General features: G+C 40.0%; 17 protein-coding genes. 6 read left to right on the forward strand and 11 right to left on the reverse strand.

Features of this window, described 5'->3' with window-relative positions; translation table 11 throughout:
• Positions 1-35 precede the first annotated feature (35 nt).
• Complete coding sequence (locus K6I41_RS11030; protein WP_250374296.1) at positions 36-1220, forward strand: hypothetical protein; 1185 nt, start codon at positions 36-38, stop codon at positions 1218-1220.
• 60 nt (positions 1221-1280) lie between these two features.
• On the opposite strand, the gene K6I41_RS11035 is transcribed toward K6I41_RS11030, so the two are convergent.
• The 4 genes from K6I41_RS11035 to K6I41_RS11050 form a co-directional block, all read right to left on the reverse strand.
• Entirely contained in the window at positions 1281-2747 is a 1467-nt protein-coding gene (locus tag K6I41_RS11035) for an MFS transporter (RefSeq protein ID WP_250374297.1), read from the reverse strand.
• Positions 2748-2941: 194 nt separating this feature from the next.
• A complete protein-coding gene (locus tag K6I41_RS11040) occupies positions 2942-4333 on the reverse strand; it encodes an LLM class flavin-dependent oxidoreductase (protein WP_151987865.1) in 1392 nt (463 codons plus the stop codon).
• Between the two features lie 177 nt (positions 4334-4510).
• On the reverse strand, positions 4511-5806 hold the full coding sequence (locus tag K6I41_RS11045; protein ID WP_250374298.1) for an acyl-CoA dehydrogenase family protein: 1296 nt from the start codon (positions 5804-5806) through the stop codon (positions 4511-4513).
• A gap of 134 nt (positions 5807-5940) precedes the next feature.
• Entirely contained in the window at positions 5941-6759 is an 819-nt protein-coding gene (locus tag K6I41_RS11050) for a hypothetical protein (protein ID WP_250374299.1), read from the reverse strand.
• Between the two features lie 643 nt (positions 6760-7402).
• Between K6I41_RS11050 and K6I41_RS11055 the strand changes: the two genes are divergently transcribed.
• From K6I41_RS11055 to K6I41_RS11075, 5 genes are all read left to right on the forward strand, one after another.
• The gene (locus K6I41_RS11055) at positions 7403-8848 is read left to right on the forward strand and encodes a cytochrome ubiquinol oxidase subunit I (protein ID WP_005304395.1); all 1446 of its coding nucleotides are present in this window, start codon (positions 7403-7405) and stop codon (positions 8846-8848) included.
• A complete protein-coding gene (gene cydB, locus K6I41_RS11060; RefSeq protein WP_004702253.1) occupies positions 8841-9848 on the forward strand; it encodes a cytochrome d ubiquinol oxidase subunit II in 1008 nt (335 codons plus the stop codon). Before K6I41_RS11055 ends, cydB begins: the two co-directional genes overlap by 8 nt.
• Positions 9849-9862: 14 nt before the next feature.
• Positions 9863-9997, forward strand: coding sequence for a hypothetical protein (locus K6I41_RS11065; RefSeq protein WP_005304392.1), 135 nt, complete (start codon positions 9863-9865; stop codon positions 9995-9997).
• A gap of 98 nt (positions 9998-10095) precedes the next feature.
• Positions 10096-11514, forward strand: a complete 1419-nt coding sequence (locus K6I41_RS11070) for an aminotransferase-like domain-containing protein (protein ID WP_250374300.1) — start codon at positions 10096-10098, stop codon at positions 11512-11514.
• 100 nt (positions 11515-11614) lie between these two features.
• Entirely contained in the window at positions 11615-12547 is a 933-nt protein-coding gene (locus K6I41_RS11075) for a LysR family transcriptional regulator (protein ID WP_005132240.1), read from the forward strand.
• Positions 12548-12583: 36 nt separating this feature from the next.
• Here the strand turns inward: K6I41_RS11075 and madM are convergent, their stop codons facing one another.
• From madM to K6I41_RS11110, 7 genes are read right to left on the reverse strand one after another with little or no spacing between them, the layout of a single operon-like run.
• Positions 12584-13348, reverse strand: coding sequence for a malonate transporter subunit MadM (gene madM, locus K6I41_RS11080; protein ID WP_005132241.1), 765 nt, complete (start codon positions 13346-13348; stop codon positions 12584-12586).
• Positions 13341-13757, reverse strand: coding sequence for a malonate transporter subunit MadL (gene madL / locus K6I41_RS11085; RefSeq protein WP_151821774.1), 417 nt, complete (start codon positions 13755-13757; stop codon positions 13341-13343). The genes madM and madL overlap by 8 nt, the downstream gene beginning before the upstream one ends.
• 48 nt (positions 13758-13805) lie before the next feature.
• A complete protein-coding gene (gene mdcH / locus K6I41_RS11090; RefSeq protein ID WP_250374301.1) occupies positions 13806-14744 on the reverse strand; it encodes a malonate decarboxylase subunit epsilon in 939 nt (312 codons plus the stop codon).
• Positions 14745-14756: 12 nt separating this feature from the next.
• Positions 14757-15365, reverse strand: coding sequence for a malonate decarboxylase holo-ACP synthase (locus K6I41_RS11095; RefSeq protein WP_151821776.1), 609 nt, complete (start codon positions 15363-15365; stop codon positions 14757-14759).
• Positions 15356-16183, reverse strand: coding sequence for a biotin-independent malonate decarboxylase subunit gamma (gene mdcE, locus K6I41_RS11100; protein ID WP_198307699.1), 828 nt, complete (start codon positions 16181-16183; stop codon positions 15356-15358). Before mdcE ends, K6I41_RS11095 begins: the two co-directional genes overlap by 10 nt.
• Positions 16180-17031, reverse strand: a complete 852-nt coding sequence (locus K6I41_RS11105) for a biotin-independent malonate decarboxylase subunit beta (RefSeq protein ID WP_250374302.1) — start codon at positions 17029-17031, stop codon at positions 16180-16182. Before K6I41_RS11105 ends, mdcE begins: the two co-directional genes overlap by 4 nt.
• Positions 17024-17323 (reverse strand): malonate decarboxylase subunit delta, encoded by a 300-nt coding sequence (locus K6I41_RS11110; RefSeq protein ID WP_000448953.1) that lies wholly within the window; start codon positions 17321-17323, stop codon positions 17024-17026. The genes K6I41_RS11105 and K6I41_RS11110 overlap by 8 nt, the downstream gene beginning before the upstream one ends.
• Positions 17324-17325 lie beyond the last annotated feature (2 nt).

The following is a 17325-nucleotide window of genomic DNA, read 5'->3' on the forward strand; positions in this document are numbered from 1 at the left end:
ATTTAATTTTTATTTTTAAGAGGAGAAAAATTCTTTTGTTTAAACATTCTCAATTTCTGAAAAAAACATTAATTACAGCGTCTTTAATTACACTCAGCCTCTCAAGTCATGCAGCCCTTACCTTTGGTAATGCTGAAGAAGGTCAACTTAAAGTGAGTGGTACTGTTAGAGCTAAATATGTTTATGACTTTGACTCTGATCCCACTACCAGTAAATTTTCCTTTAATGACGCGGTCTTATGGCTAGATTACAACTCCCCGAAATGGATTGGCCGCCTAGATTATCGGGTTTATGAATATTACGGGCGTTTAGGCGATGCCAATTGGCTTACCGATGCGTGGTTGGGTTATAAACTTAATGACAACAGTAAAATTATTGCTGGCTTAAACCCAGTTCCTTTTGGCTTGGGTCGCTTTTGGGGAAATACTTATTATTTAGGCATTGCCAATAGTGCAGGTTGGGAAGATGTACATAACCTTGGGGTGAAATATGATTTTAATGATGGAATTAATGAAGCACAACTCGCCTTTTATCCTACCGATGGTGGCACCTATAGAGGTAAAAGCAAAGATTCGAGTCGATTTAGTATCAACCCCGTCAATGCAGATGACTCTGTACCACAAGGCACCAATACTAAAGAAAAGAACTCCATTGTTGTTCGCGGTGCTCATACCTTTAAAAATGTCTTAGGCCAAGAAAATTTCTCTACCCAACTGGGCGCCTCTGCATGGTACTCCACCATTGAAAATAAACGTTCAGGACAAGATGGGGATCGCCAAGTCTATTCAGTTTTTAGCAATACCAATTACAATCAATGGAATTTACAGCTTTTAGCTGGTTATCAAGACATTGATAATGCCGACACTGAATATAAAGACCACCTAACTTTGGGCGGTTTCGATTATTCATTCAACTCTGCAACCAAAGGTCAGATTTACTCAGCCGAACTGAGCTATTTATTTCCTCAGCAGTTTGGCCCAATTACCTCTGTTCGCCCGTACTTAAACTATAGTTCTTATCGAAAAGAGCAAGATGGCTTTAAAGACTCCACCCGTTTTATTCCCGGCATTGCCTTTAACTATCAAAAACTGACAGTACAAGCCGAGTTGCTGGTGGGTAAACACGATCCATATCTAGGAGACAGTGAAGGCCTTGCAGCTGGCGGAAGCAATGATAAATGGAATAAAAAAGCGTTTGTAATTTTTGCTTATTACTTCTAACTCCAAAAATAAAGGCCAACAGATGTTGGCCTTTATTTTATTTAGATATCTAATTTTACTCTAGTCGATTACTGGTGAATTATTGAGAGGAAGTTCTGCTTTATCTTCATCAATCACATCGACATCTTGGGCGGTAGGCTCAAACTTAATCAGTAGCCCAATCACAATTAAAGGAATAAACGCAAAGATAGAAATAATGAGGTATACATCGGTTTTATATCCCGCCATCCAGATCGGTAAAACAAACAAAGCAATTGCTTGAGCTACACCCGTTACTGCACGGTTAAAGCCAACACCAACGCCACGAATCGAAGCCGGATAAGCCATAGTTGGATAAACCATCATTTGTGCCCCAGGCCCAAAGCCTTCGGCAAAAAGCCATAAACCTAGCATTCCAATTGCGGTGTAGAGTAGAAAGCTATTACCGGGTTCACCAATTAATGCCAAAGCAATGAGGGCTATAAACTGGAGTAAAAAGCCTGTAAGCAACACATGTCGAGATTTAAATCTGCTAGCAACAAATACGCCCAACAGCCCGCCAGTGAATGCAAACAATAAATTAAGCCCGAGTGTGGTGGTAATGGTCGTCAAGACATCGGTATGGAAGAAACGCGTTAAAATAGAAGGTAAAAAGAAGGCAATGGTCGTGTACTGAAATGCCACCGAAATGTGAATCACAATTGCCACAATCGTTCTTGGCAAATAGGTTTTATTAAATAAAACTGCAAAACCCTCACGCTTTTTCTTTTCAGCAGCTCTTTCTACTTTTTCAACTGTAGCAATTGCATTAATTGCATAGGATTCTTGTAGAACTTTAGCTGCCCCCTTTAAATCGCCTTGGTTTGCAAGCCAGATTGGTGATTCAGTTAAATATTTACCGCGAATAAAAATAATGAGTAACGCTGGCACTGCTCCGAAAATTAAAGATGCTCGCCATAACCAGTTGCTATGCTCAGGGGGTAAAAGAAAATAAAGCGCCAAAACCAGACCAAAACATACCGAAGAAGCGGCATACCACATTGGGCACCATGCGGCTAAACGCGCTGCCTTATTGCTACTACCGTTAAACTTGGAAAACTCAGATAAGTATGACATTGCGACAGGCAAATCAATACCAACACTAATTCCCATAATAAATCGGGCTAAAATCAAAACCCAAACATTTGGTGCAAAGCCTGCGACAATTGCCGCAATGACAAACAGCACCATGTCCGCCATGAAGACTCGATAACGGCCGATTTTATCTGTCAGCCAACCACCAATCAGGTTACCCACAATGGTTCCGCAGACAATTGCTGAAGCCACCACCCCAGTCATCACAGGGCTTAAAGAAAATTCTGAGATGACTTGCTCAATACCAAACGACAGCGTTGTTAAATCATAGGCATCAATAAACACCCCTATTAGTGCCAACCAAATAACTTTATTCGATTTACCCTTCCCTGCAAATTTGGAAATTAATTGTGAAACATCATCTGGAGATTTAATTTCATAACGATGGTTATGATCGAGTTCTTGTGTGCTCACTTAATAATTCCTAAACTTTAATAACAGGAACAAAATAATGATTATTCACATAATACAAAAACAAAATAATCTGATGTTTTAATCTCAATTATAGAATTATCTTTTCATTATTAACTCAGCAGTAAAACCGATATAAAAAGACAAAATAAAAGCTGGTATTTAACCAGCTATTTATTTAACGGCTTCCTAAAATATTAACTCGCCTCAGCAAGTTTTAACTCTTTTAGATTACGATATTTTGCACCGCGGTGATTTTCAGGCAAATATGGCCCAGCACCAAATAATTTTTCTCTTAATGTTCCTTGTGCATAAGAGGTTTGATATACCCCTCGTTTTTGCAACTCCGGAACAATAAACTCAACCACATCGGCAAAAGTTTGATGTGCCAAAATATAGGCAAGGTTAAAGCCATCAATATCGGTATCTTCAACCCATTGCTGTAGAGCATCTGAAACTTTTTCTGCCGAACCCACTAACACAGGCCCATTACCACCTAAGCTGTTCCAGTTTGCAATTTCCTCAATGGTCCAAACACGTTCTGGATCTGCATTTACATAAGAATCTAATAAAGATTGAATCGCGTTGGTTTGAATATATTCAACTTTATCGGTCGGTTGATATTGTGAAAAATCGACACCAGACCAGCCAGACAGCAATGTTAAAGCGCCATCGTAGCTTCCATAGCTTTGATATTCTTTAAACTTAGCCTGTGCTTTTGCATCAGTTTCATCAGTGACTATCGACAAGAGTGCATAAATTTTAACTGAGTACGGGTCGCGGCCTTCCTGAGCCAATTTCTGGCGAATGCCTTGTACCACTTTTTTAGTGGCAATTTTAGACGGCGCTGCTATGAATACACACTCGGCATTTTGACTAGCAAACTTCTGCCCGCGTGATGACGCACCTGCTTGGTAAAGTACAGGCGTCCGCTGTGGTGATGGTTCACAAATATGGATGCCCGGTACAGTAAAGTATTTACCTTCGTGCTGAATTGGATGCACTTTTTTATGGTCAGCAAAGATACCGCTTTCACGGTCACGAAGTACCGAACCTTCTTCCCAAGACCCTTCCCAAAGTTTGTAAAGGACTTCTAAGTATTCATCAGCAATATCATAACGATTGTCATGATTAACCTGAGTTTTTAGGCCCAAGTTTTTCGAACCACTTTCCAAATAAGACGTCACGATATTCCATCCAACTCGTCCTTTGGTTAAATGGTCTAGCGTACTAATACGTCTAGCAAAAGGATAAGGATGTTCAAAAGAAATAGAGGTCGTGACACCAAAGCCCAAGTGCTTTGTGACTGCTGCCATCGCTGGCACAATCTGTAGCGGATCATTGACTGGAACTTGTACTGCACCTGTTAAGGCATGTTCAGCACTTTGATGATAAACGTCATAAATACCAAGCACATCTGCAATAAAAATACCGTCAAAAAAACCACGCTCAAGAATTTGTGCTAAATCTGTCCAATATTCTAAATCTTTATATTCAACAGATCGATCTTGAGGATGTCGCCATAATCCAGGAGATTGGTGGGCAATACAATTCATTTCAAAAGCATTAAAACTAATTTTCTTAGTCATAAAATATCAGCCAGCATTTTATTTAATTTTTATACTAAAGCAATTTTTATGTTTTCTTTATAATATATACCCCAAACAAAATATGATTTTATTCTAATAGTTTTTTATAATTTATTTAAAAAAATATAAATAACATTAAGCCGCCAAAAATAGCAGCTTAATATCTAAAACTATAATTTATTGTTTAGCAACATTTCCTATTCGCCATTGATACGGTGGTAATGTGCCGTTTACACTAAAATCACCGACAATTCGATTTTTAAATACTCTCGGGTTATGTGAAGATAAAGTTCGTACATTACGCCAGTATCGATCTAGACCTAAATCTTTGTCTGTTGCAGAAGCACCTAAAGCGTCAAATAAAATCGTAGAAGCATTTAAAATCAAATCGGTAATAACCGTTTGAGATTGTGCACTTTCAAGCTCAGCAAGTGCATTTTGCTCTTCTTCAAGCTGCTCATTATTTTGAAATGCAGCCAAGTAAGCACGTTGTAAGCTTTGTGCGACTTTTTCAACAATTGCCCCTGCACTGTAAGCTGCACCACGGATTTGCCCTACTACTTGTAAAATTTGCGGATCCTGTTTTACAAATTGAGCATTCGCATGCGTATAGTTTCGGGTACGTTTAGCAACAGCTTGAGAAACATCATAGGTTGCAGCACGCCCTAGACCTGTAATGATTGCCAGTTGGACCAGTTGATAGTAAGCCGCTGAATATTTAAAACGGTCATCATCAGGTAAAATTTCAGTTTCATCGACCAATACGTCATGGAAATATGCTGTACCACTTGCAGTGAGTTGCTGACCAAAGCCATTCCAGTCATCAACAATTTCAACACCTTCATCTTCACGGCGAACAACGACCGAGCCAGATTCACCCTTTAAATCTGTTACACCAACATCCACCCAGTCTGCATATAGGCTACCTGTGGTGTAATATTTTTTACCTTTAACGTGAATTTTTCCTTCACTGTCTCGATATAAATGTGTTTCGAACTGATCAATTGACTCTTTCCCGCCTTCAGACCATGCACTGCCGACTGTTTCGCCATTGGCAATTCGGCTAAGCCAACGCTGTTGAAACGCTTTGTCTTTACTTACCAAGACATCTTCAGTGAAACCAAAGTGCACACGTAAAGCTTGCGGTAAGTTTGAGTCAGCTTCTGCAAGTTCAATGAGTAATGCAAATAATTCAGGAATGGTTGCATCAAAGCCACCATGAGCTTTTGGAAGTCTTAGCCGTGTAAAACCAACATCTTTAAGCCACTGAAGTTGTTCATAGGGCAAAATATGCTGTTGCTCACGGATTAAAGCCCCTTCTTTAATACGCGCAAAAGTCGGTCTAAAATTTTTTGCCAATTCATCATAACGTTCTGAAGGCCCTTCACCCCACACGCGAGAAATAATTGAGGCCTGACTAAGTGCTGCATGTGTTAGTGAACCGAGATGATGCTCAAAATTTAAATTTGTCATGTAAGTAAAACCAATATTGCTTTGCTTTTACCATAAAATATTTATTTCACATGAAAACGATTATTTTTTTATAACTGTATTCATTCTTTATATAAGAACCCAAACACAAAGATAAAAATCTCATCTCCCAAGCCCTAAGATAGTTCTTTTTGTCTAATGCTCTGCTGGCTTTGTAGAAGTGTTTGTATATATTCTGAATAGACAGATAACTTTTCAAAAATATGTTCTGAATAAAACATATCATCAATTAAATGTGTCATTTGCCCAGCAGTAAAGGTGTCGCATAAACCCACCAGCGCTGCGTTCATTTGAGCAAACTTTGCGCATAATTTGACATAAGTTTCATCTTTATTTTTGAATAATAATTTCCGCATTTCTAAGCCATTTAGGTTTTTTAAGTCATCATCTTTTGTGGTTTTAATCCAATAAATTTTGATCTTTAAAAATTGCTCCAGTGCTTTTAAATGCTCGTCATCTACGTCTAAACTCGTAATTAAAAAAACTGTAGAGAGATCACTTCGGCACAGTGCCTTGATTAGGCTTAAATAAATAAACTCAACCTCATTAAGCTCTGCAAGCTCCAAATCTATATAAATTTTTAGACTTTCTAAAACGTCATCTACTTTAAAGAGTACTTTCTTCTCAGCTTGGTAATATTTATTAAGAATAGAAAGCACAGGCGCAGTTGCAGGCGTTGTATAAATAGCGGCCTTGTTTAAGTTAGCAAAAATAAATGGTGAAAATAGATAGGCCACACTACTTTGCTGTGCCTCAATATGAGATTGAATTAAATATACTGTTTCAGATTTAGAAAAGTCTCTGAGTACTTTCGCTCTTAATAAAGTAGCTTCAAAATTAACGTAGGTTTGCTCTAATTGAGCCAATATAGATACAGGAATAGGCTGATTTTTAATAATTTTATGCAGGACATTGAGTTGAGAAGTAATAAACATTTTTTAACATCCAAGCTATTTTAGAAGAGCTACACTTAAATCAGGTCTTTAATAACCTACGTAACAACCAGACCTCACGCAAAACAACAAAGGAATAAAAGAGAAGAAACTATTCTGCGCTTATTACCCAAAGTCGCATTCACTTTGTTTTGGAAAGTGATTTTGGCCATTCGTAAATCTTGTTCATTTATTTTGGACTTTTGAAGAATGGATACATAGCTACAGATATTTGAAAAAAAACTATAGCACACCGCATGAGTGCTTCAGACTGTTATAGTTTTATAAAAAATTTCTGTATCTACATATACAAAAATAGTAAGTGCATGATTAAGGAAACTTCTTAAGGTAGGTAGTTTTCATGAGACGATCTATTGCATATCGCCAGATATTTCATCAATGTTTCAATGCAACATGCATTTTTACAAATGCAACATCAAGCATAAACTTTGTTAACAGACTGAGAACAATCAATCAGTCTATTCTCTTGAAATATCAAGCAATTATATTGCTTAACCCTGTTGGCATTTTACTTGCTAAGAACATTTATCACAGATGCAAGTTTAATCGTCAGAATACTTTGTTGCCTGAAAATAAGTATTTAACTCATTTAACCATCATCAGCTAGTTCACAGGGGGAAAGTTTATGAGCCTCGGTCTAACCGCTCTAGAATTAGCGCGAATACAATTTGCTTTTACAGTATCCTTCCATATTATTTTTCCAGCCACTTCCATCGGTCTTGCCTGCTTTTTGGCAGTGTTAGAGTGGAAATGGTTAAGAACCCAAAACCCGATTTATAAAGATCTATTTAAATACTGGATTAAGATCTTTGCCGTTGCCTTTGGTATGGGTGTGGTCTCGGGCGTGGTCATGAGTTACCAGTTCGGTACTAACTGGAGTGAATTTTCACGCGTCGCCGGAAGTATTACTGGTCCTTTACTTACCTATGAAGTCTTGAGTGCCTTCTTCTTAGAAGCAGGTTTCTTAGGCATTATGTTATTTGGTTGGGGACGTGTTGGTCCTCGAGCCCATTTCTTTGCAACACTTATGGTGGCCATCGGAACATGTATTTCCATGTTCTGGATTTTATCTTCTAATAGCTGGATGCAGACCCCTCAAGGCTTTGCCATCGAAAATGGCATTATTGTGCCAAAAGACTGGTTTGCAATTGTCTTTAACCCATCCTTCCCTTACCGCTTTGCCCACATGGGTGCAGCAGCCTTCTTAGTTTCATCATTATTGGTCGTCGGAACATCTGCATGGCATTTAGTAAAAGGCCGTCGCGATGAATTGGTGAAAAAATCGTTCTCGATGGGTCTCTGGATGGTGCTTGTGACTTCATGTTTACAAGTGGTAATTGGCGATAACCATGGTTTAAACACCCGTGAACATCAACCAGCCAAACTTGCCGCAATGGAAGGTCACTGGGAAACCAACCACAATGAACCTATGCCATTATTGCTATTTGCAATTCCAGATATGAAAGAAGAACGTAACCACTTCGAAGTGGGCGTTCCTTATTTGGGTAGCTTAATTTTAACGCATAGCTTAGATGGCCAAGTGACAGGCTTAAAAGATTTCGCACCTGAAGATCGTCCAAATTCAACGATTGTTTTCTGGAGCTTCCGTGTGATGGTGGGTCTTGGTGTACTCATGGTCACTTTGTCACTCATTGCACTTTGGCTACGTAAACGCGGAAAACTCTATGAAACTTCTTGGTTCCATAAATTTGCTTTAGTGATGGGACCTTCTGGTTATGTCGCAATGCTTGCAGGTTGGGTAACCACTGAGGTTGGCCGTCAGCCATGGGTGGTGTACGGCATTATGCGAACTAAAGATGGACTTTCACATACAGTTTCTGCAGAACAAGTCGGACTGAGCCTGTTTATTTTTGTGGTGGTCTATACCATCGTATTTGGTAGCGGTATTTACTACACCTTAAAACTAATTAACAAAGGTCCATCATTCATTGATTCACCAAATGTTGAAACTGGTGGCGTAGGACATTTTAAAACACCAATGCGTCCACTTAGTGCAGTCGATGAAAATATTGACAGCAAACAAAACTCTGGGGAGAACCGTCATGATTGATCTTTCTTTAATATGGGTCGGTATTATCGGTTTAGGTGTCATGATTTATGTGGTCATGGATGGCTTCGACTTAGGAATCGGGATTATGTTCCCCTTCATTAAGAACAGCCAAGAACGTGACGTGATGATGAATACCGTGGCCCCTGTCTGGGATGGTAATGAAACGTGGATGGTACTCGGTGGCGCTGGTCTATATGCTGCCTTCCCACTGGTCTATTCAACAGTTTTATCAGCACTATATTTACCGATCATTTTCATGGTGATTGCCCTGATTTTCCGTGGCGTGGCGTTTGAATTCCGTTTTAAAGCCCATCGTACTAAACATCTTTGGGACTTGGCTTTTATTTGGGGTTCAATTTTAACCAGCTTCCTGCAAGGGATTATTTTAGGTGCCTATATCCAAGGGATTAAAACCGAAAATGGTATTTATGCTGGTGGTCCATTTGACTGGTTATCTCCATTTACGATCTTTACAGGTATCGGCGTAGTGGCTATGTATGCCACTTTAGGCTGTGGCTGGCTTATCTTAAAAACTGAAAAAGGTTTACAGCAACGTATGTATGAGCTTATGCCAAAGCTGATTATTGCATTGCTCATTATTTTTGGTGGTGTGAGTTTATATACGCCGTTGACTCATCCTGAAATTGCAGATCGTTGGTTCTCTTTACCAAATCTGTTCTATTTTAGCCCTGTGCCTATTTTGGTCTTATTGTTTGTTGGTCTGATTTTATCAGCGTGTAAAAAGCAAGATCACGACCTCAAACCATTTGCATATACATTGGCTCTTGTTTTCCTTGCATTTACTGGATTCGTGATTAGTTTATGGCCATATATTATTCCGCCATCAGTCACAATTTGGCAGGCCGCAGCACCACATTCAAGCCAAATGTTTGCTTTGGTCGGTGCACTTATTTTGATTCCAATCATTATTGCTTACACCATTGTGTCTTACTGGGTATTTAGAGACAAAGTCCGTGTAGGTGATGAAGGCTATCATTAAGTATGGAGGGTTTTATGAAAAAGTTATCAGTTAAACTCAATCAAACCCAATGGTTTATTCTGCTATGGCTCGGTGGTTTTTTAGCCTTAGCTGTGATTGCAGGATTGTTTAAAGTGATATTGATTTATGCAGCCCCTTACTTAAAGTAATTCCAACTTTCTAAACAAATGCCGTTTGTAGATTCTGCAAACGGCATTTATTATTGATTAAGCGCATCTTTCATTTTGTTATTTCGTGCAGCCCCTACATGTATAAATCAGAACAACTCGCTCATAGCATTCGCCAACTCATTGAAAGTGGCACTTTAAGTGCGCATGAAAAATTACCTTCATTAAGAGATCAGGTGCAACGCTCTGGCTTTAGTTTAATGACCGTAATGAATGCTTATCAGGAGCTTGAATCACAAGGTCTGATCTATTCAAAAGAAAAATCTGGGTACTTTGTTGCCGAGCAAATTGCACTAAAGCCACTCGAACAATATTCAGTTGTTTCACTGAACTCTAAAATTGAAATTAATTCCTTAGTTTTTAAATATCTTAAGTCAATTCAACATGAATCTATCGTACCTTTTGGTTCAGCTTTTCCCGATAGTCAGCTTTTAACAGCTCCCAAACTCATTCAAATTATGGGACAGCTTGCGCGGCAAAGACAAAGTTATGACCAGACCACAAGCCTACCTCCAGGCAATTTAGCCTTAAGAAAACTGATTGCTCAGCGCTACTGTATGCAAGGCATACAGACTGATCCAGATGACATTGTCATTACATCTGGAGGTTTGGACGCATTAAACCTTTCGCTGCAAGCTGTTGCTCAACCTGGCGATTATATTTTATTACAGCAAACCGTGTTTTATGGCGCTTGGCAAGCTGCAGAGCGTTTAGGACTTAAAGTGATTACCATTCCTGAACATCCTCAACATGGTTTTGACCTAGAAGCTTTTGAACAAGTCATTCAAACATATCCAATCAAGGTGTGTTGGCTCATGCTGAATGCCCATAACCCGATTGGTTTTACAGTCAGTGATGACATTAAATATAAAATTGCCAAGTTACTTCATGAACACCAAATTTATTTGATTGAAGATGATGTCTATGAAGAGCTTTTTTATGGCGGTCAAAAACCACTTTCAATGAAGTATTTTGACCAACAAAATCTGGTGCTTCACTGCTCTTCTTTTTCTAAAACATTAGGTGCAGGTTTTCGGGTTGGTTGGGTCTATGCGGGTAAATTTTCAGACCATATTCAACACTTGCAACTCATGAGCACCATTTCAGTAAATGCTCTCATTCAAAATGCATTGGTTGAATTTTTGTCTCATCATCATTATGAAAAGCACTTGCGTACACTTAGACTTTCACTTGAGCGTTATAAAAAGCAGTTTTATCACTATTTAAAGCAGCATTTACCTACCTCTTGCGAAGTGTATTACTACCCAAGTGGCTATTTTCTATGGGTCAAACTTCCTAGTACGCTAGACAGTATGCAAGTTTATGAAGAGTTGATTCAGCAAGATATTGGCGTTGCGCCAAGCCCTCTGTTTAGTGTTTTACCTGCACAGCAGCATTATTTGAGAATTAACTGTTCTTTTGAATGGAACACTAAAATTCAAAGCGCATTAGATCAGGTTATCAAAACCATTCAACAAAGAGTTGAAGCAAGTCTCTAAAGACATGCTTCGACCTAAGCACAATTTTATAGACTTTATTTTGTGGTAACTTTATAGCTCAAATCTATTGGTTTTAGGGAAGCAGGTTCAAAGGATTAATATGGAAATTGATGAGGAACTCACCCTTAAAAAAATACAGATTTTTTTAGCTTTCATGCGCTGCGGAAATTTGTCTAAAACAGCCACAGAAATGCAGTTGAGCAATGTCAGTGTTCATAAAGCTTTACACTCTTTAGAGAGCGCTTTACGTTGCCCTCTTTTTAAAAATGAAGGCCGTAACCTCATTCCTTTAAAAAGTGCTTATGTCTTTGAAGAACGGGCACAAAAAATCGTACAAGACATTTTTATTACCGTAAATAAAACCAGAGAAGCCGCTGGTTTTGCAGCTAAGGTTTTACATTTAGGTTCTCTTTATTCTTTGACAGTAAACACCATTCCAAATGTGATTAGCGGTCTTAAACTCAGACGTAGTGAGCTTGATATTCAACTATTGCTGAGTTCAAATCAGGATTTGGTGAAAAAGCTTAAAGCAACCGAGCTGGATGCCATTATCGTGGCTTTAAATGAAACCACTCAAGATGATGACTTTGAAATTTTGCCAATGTTTTCAGACGATATTTTTCTGGCAGTCAATAAAGATTCAAAATATGCCGATTTTAAAGATATTGATTTAAGTCTTTTAAAAGAAGAAACTTTTTTAACTTTAACCAAGGGTTTTGCAACTCATAACGATAGTGACATCATTTTTAAAAAAGCAGGTTTTTCACCTAAAGTTGCTTTACAGGTCAATGATATTTTTACCTTAATTAGTATGGTCAGCTCAGGTGTCGGTTTTGCTCTACTACCCGGCCGTATTTCTGCAGTTTATGAAAGCTCAGTAAAACTTATTCCACTAAAACAGCAATATCACATGCAACAAGAAATCGGTCTGGTCTTTTTAAAAAGTAAGGAACGAGACCCTAACTTACTTGCTCTGATTGCTGAATGTCGAATGTTTGCCTCTAATTTCAAAAATAAAAAAGACCGTTGTTAATAGCAACGGCCTTTTTGACTGAATATTAAATACTGATTAACCGACTAAAGCTTTAACCGCGAAGAACAAAACAGTCGGTCCCATTAAGCAACCAAGACCTGTATGGAACGTTGCTGTAAGCGCACCGTAAGGAACCAAACGGCGATCTGTAGCTGCTAAACCAGCCGACACACCACTCACAGTTCCAGCTAAGCCACCAAAAATCATGGCAGAACGTGGATTGTCTAATCCCATAAATTTTGCTGTAAGCGGTGTTGAAACCATTACACAAATCGCTTTCACCAGCCCCGTTGCAATGGAAAGCGCCATGACCTCAGAACTTGCTCCAATGGCAGCACCTGTCACTGGTCCCACAATATAAGTCACTGCACCCGCACCAATTGTAGTAATACTCACAGCATCACGATAACCAAAAATCCAAGCAAACATACAACCAACAATAAATGGCAAAATAGTTCCGAGAAATAAAGAGAAGGCACCAATAAACCCGGCTTTTTTCGCCTCAGTCGCTTGTACCTCAAATGCAGTTGCGACAATGGTAAAGTCACGAAGCATTGCACCGCCCATGAGTCCGACACCGGTAAAGAGTGCAAGATCGGTTATACCTTTTTCACCACCTGTCATTTTTCCGCCAAACCATGCCAAGATTAAACCAATTACAATCGCAATTGCTGAAGCATGCACTCGTCCCTTGGTTAAATATTTAGATAGCTTAGTCGACAACCACATAATTAAAGCAATTAAGGCAAAAGCTGTAATTAAACCTAAATGGGTTAAGTCCTTTAATAATAATTCAACCATGAACTTTGCCTCCAATGCGGTTTAATGTAATGTCTTCTTCCTTCGGTAAAGGGCTTGCCTTGTTATAGCGGCTTAAGCCCGCAATGGTGAGTGTGCAAACAATAACTGAAACTACCGCCGCAAACAGTGCCATATGTCCACTAGATAATGCTGTAACCACATTTTGTTGTGCTGCCATGGCAACAACAACAGGAATATACATAGTGCCCCAGAATGAAACGCCTTTTTCGGTTTCAACTGTCATAACACCACGTTTTTCCATCCATAACCGTATGCAAATGAGTAAAATCATGGCGATACCCACACCACCAACATTGGACTTTACACCCAATAAAACGCCCAACAAATCGCCAACAATAACACCCACTAAGGTGCAAAGTGCGAGTAAACCAACTCCATATATAATCATGACAATCCCTCATATCCTTGGATCATTTATGCTTTTGTAAAATCTGACTCAAAAAGAAAAACTATTTGCCTGTTCTTTTTGCATTGCCATCTGAATAGTGTCTATGCGTGTCCCTTGAAATGACAACACGGTTCCTTCTTTAAATGTTCGGCGTGCAAGTGTAGTAAGCACCGTTCCCGGCAAAGCTTCGATCTGTAACCTCACACCTCGCTCCCATGCAGCTTGGATGGTACTTTCCCAATCTACAGTTCGACTCATATTAAAGGCCAAGTCATCACCAATCTGTTCTGGCCTGCTAAGCGTACGAGCCGTTGTACCACTTAAATAACGTATTTTAGGCTGCTTTAAAGTCACTCCCTCCATAGACGCTGCAAGTTGCTTTGCTTGCTGACTTAATAACTCACAGTGCGATGGCACCGATACATCTAATTTTTTTGTCACCACGCCTTGTTGCTTTGCCAAAACAGCAACTTGGTTCATGGCTTCAAAACTTCCTGAAATAACGATCTGGTTATGTGCATTAATATTTGCGACAAACACCTCTGGCGTTATTTCATAAATCTGTTTGACCCATGTTTCAACAGCTGCACGGTCTGTACCAATCAGGGCAGTCATACCATAACCAGTTGGATAGGCGTTTTGCATGAGTTCACCTCGATAGGCAACCAAGCGAACGGCATCCTCAAAGGCTAAAACCCCTGCTACAACCGCAGCCGACCATGCACCAATCGATAGACCCGCAACATAATCAGGCGTTAAGTTTTCCGCAGTTAATAGTGCAGAACTCACCACACCTGAAATAAGTAAACAAAGCTGTACTGCACGTGTCGATTGCAATGCAGCCGAACTATCCAACATCAAGACATCTTCTTTGAGTGCATTCGATGCACGCTCAAGGTGTTCTTTAACCAGAGCGGTTTGAGCTAAGTCGTGCAACATATTGCTTCGTTGCACACCTTGTCCTGTATATACCCAAATTGAAGCCATGATATCTATTCCCTAATTCCATGGGTTTTCTACTAAAACAGCACCGTCAGGACGTTTCAATAGAACTTTTCCACTGTTCCCAGCCCATTCTTTTAACGCCAACCCACCTTGTGAAAGTTGTAGCTGTATATCCACATTCAGCCCTGCTTGCTGAAAATTTTCGAGTAGCTCAACTGCCTCCTTTTTGGCAAAAGGTTGTTCAGCTCGAATCAACAAATCAATGTCACTTTGCTCAGTTACTGTTTCAATGCCCGTTGCCAACTCAAACCCGAAACTTCCTGTATATCCCCAACATCCTGAAAAGTTTTTCATAATGCTGGAAATGGTCTGTAAACGTTCTGCCAAGTGCTCAAACTGTTGCGTATCTACGCGAGTCAGTGCTTCTGGCTTAAGCTGTTTGCTGATTGCTGATCGTGGCATTTGAGCTGCATATCGTTGATGACGAAATTGCCCTCTTACCCCCACAGCCACCTGATCTACAGGAGTAATTGCCCGTCGAACTACAACTGGATCACCTCGTAGTAGTACCTCTTTTACCCAATGCGGAGCATCATCGGCCAAGCAATCGACCGTCATACCCCACAATAAATCATGGGCTTCGAGCTTAAGTTTCATGACCATTGCTCGCGCAATAATTCACGGACCTTTTTAGACATTTGACGGTTTTTGCCGTGAAGCCTTTGTTCCAATCCTCTCGATTGATCAGCATTAATTTCTTTAAATGCTTGAGCGATCACCTGTTTCGCTAACAAAAGATCATCGGTTGTCGGTTGTTCAGGGTTTTCAACAGATAACAGTTCAGATAACAAACCTAGAGTTGCATAACTTTCAATGTCATAAGCCATTGGAGGAATGCTTGATGCCAATTGCTCTAACTCATCAACCGATCGCAAGGTAACGCGTGCAGCAGATTCCTTACCCATCGCATGCACCATAACACCTGAATCTTTTAAGGCAATAATACGATTGGCTTGGTATCCATGCGCCAAGAAAGCTCCCGACATCGACTTACCTACCAATAAACTCACAATAGGATGGCCTGCCAATCTGGCTCTAGCATAGCTATCTACTGCACCTGCTAAAGCTTGATGAATACCTAATAATTCTTCACGGCGCCCATAGGCCTGACTCGGGACATCAACCAAACATAAAATGCCGCGTTTATTTTCAGTCTGAGCATCGGCTTGAATCACGTCATCAACTGCTTTTGCTAAATTCCAGCCTTCCAGCAGTCCAACTTCACCTTGTCTCGCGCGTGGGAACAGATTATTGCTGTCTTGGACAACTGTAATCACACGTACTGCTTGCTGATCGATCAGACCATCAGCCACCCAAACAGAAGCTGGAAAACCTTCAACTGTCTTAAAGTCCTGTGTAAATGCTTTAAACCAATGTGCACCACGTGTAGATGCTTTTAATGTATCAACGGCGATATTCATGCTTGCTCTCCTTGATACAAAGCTTGAACCTGTGCTGGGGTAATCTGCTCAGCAGTATCGACTTGTTGTAGCTTCGCTAAATAGAATGAGTAGTTTGAACTACGGTGCTGCTGTGGTACGCCTTGAGTTAAATAATCGATGACTTGCTGACGAATTTTCTGGCGATCATCGTCAACATAAGCATCTGCCAAACCACTAGCGAAACGCTGATTACCACCAGTAATACTCCATATAAATGGACGATCTTTGGCGTTATATTCTTGTACACCAGCTTCTTGTTCAATCACTTGCGGGCCATTTAAGCCTAAACGTCCTTCTTGTGTCATTACAATATAGCTACATAGGCCAGCCGCAATTGACATACCGCCGAAGCACCCTACACTGCCTGCAACCACTGCAATCACGGGTTGATACTGACGTAAGTTCACAATTGCAGCCTGAATTTCAGCAATGGCTGCCAAACCCAGATTTGCTTCTTGTAAGCGAACGCCTCCCGTCTCTAATAGTAAAATTGCCGCTGTTGGAATACCTTTTAGATTGTCTTCAACCGCAAGTTCTAAGGCACCCGCAATTTTAGCTCCGCCTACCTCGCCTAAACTTCCGCCTTGAAATAAGCCTTCAATAGAAATTAGAACCACTGGGCGATCTTGAATAGATCCTTTTGCAATCACTACACCATCATCGGCTTGCGGGACAATATTTTGCTTAACGAGCCAAGGCGACATAACACGTGCAAATGGGTCGAGTAATTCTTTATAAGAACCAGCATCTAAGAATGCTTTGGCGCGTTCTCTTGCGCTGACTTCAATAAAATCTTGTTTATTTAACAAACTTTGAATATCAGTCATGAGCAATCTCCTCCAATGCTTGTTCTAGACGTAAACGAACGACACCGGGAGTTGCACCAAAGTCATGAATATCAATATTGACCGCTGGCGGTATTTGCGCAGTAAAAATTCGTTCAAAAAGATTGTGCCAACGTGCTGCACTGCCATCTACCGAAGTCACTACCTGAATAGAGGTTTTTCCTTTTTCACCGGGTTCCATCAAAATTTCTAAATCACCCGAGCCGACACATCCTACCAACGCTTTTTTTACAGGTGGCTCTGTGGCCACAAATTCAAAATGAAGTGTTTCCATAA

Source organism: Acinetobacter sp. AS23 (genome assembly GCF_023612055.1).
Lineage (GTDB): Bacteria > Pseudomonadota > Gammaproteobacteria > Pseudomonadales > Moraxellaceae > Acinetobacter > Acinetobacter oleivorans.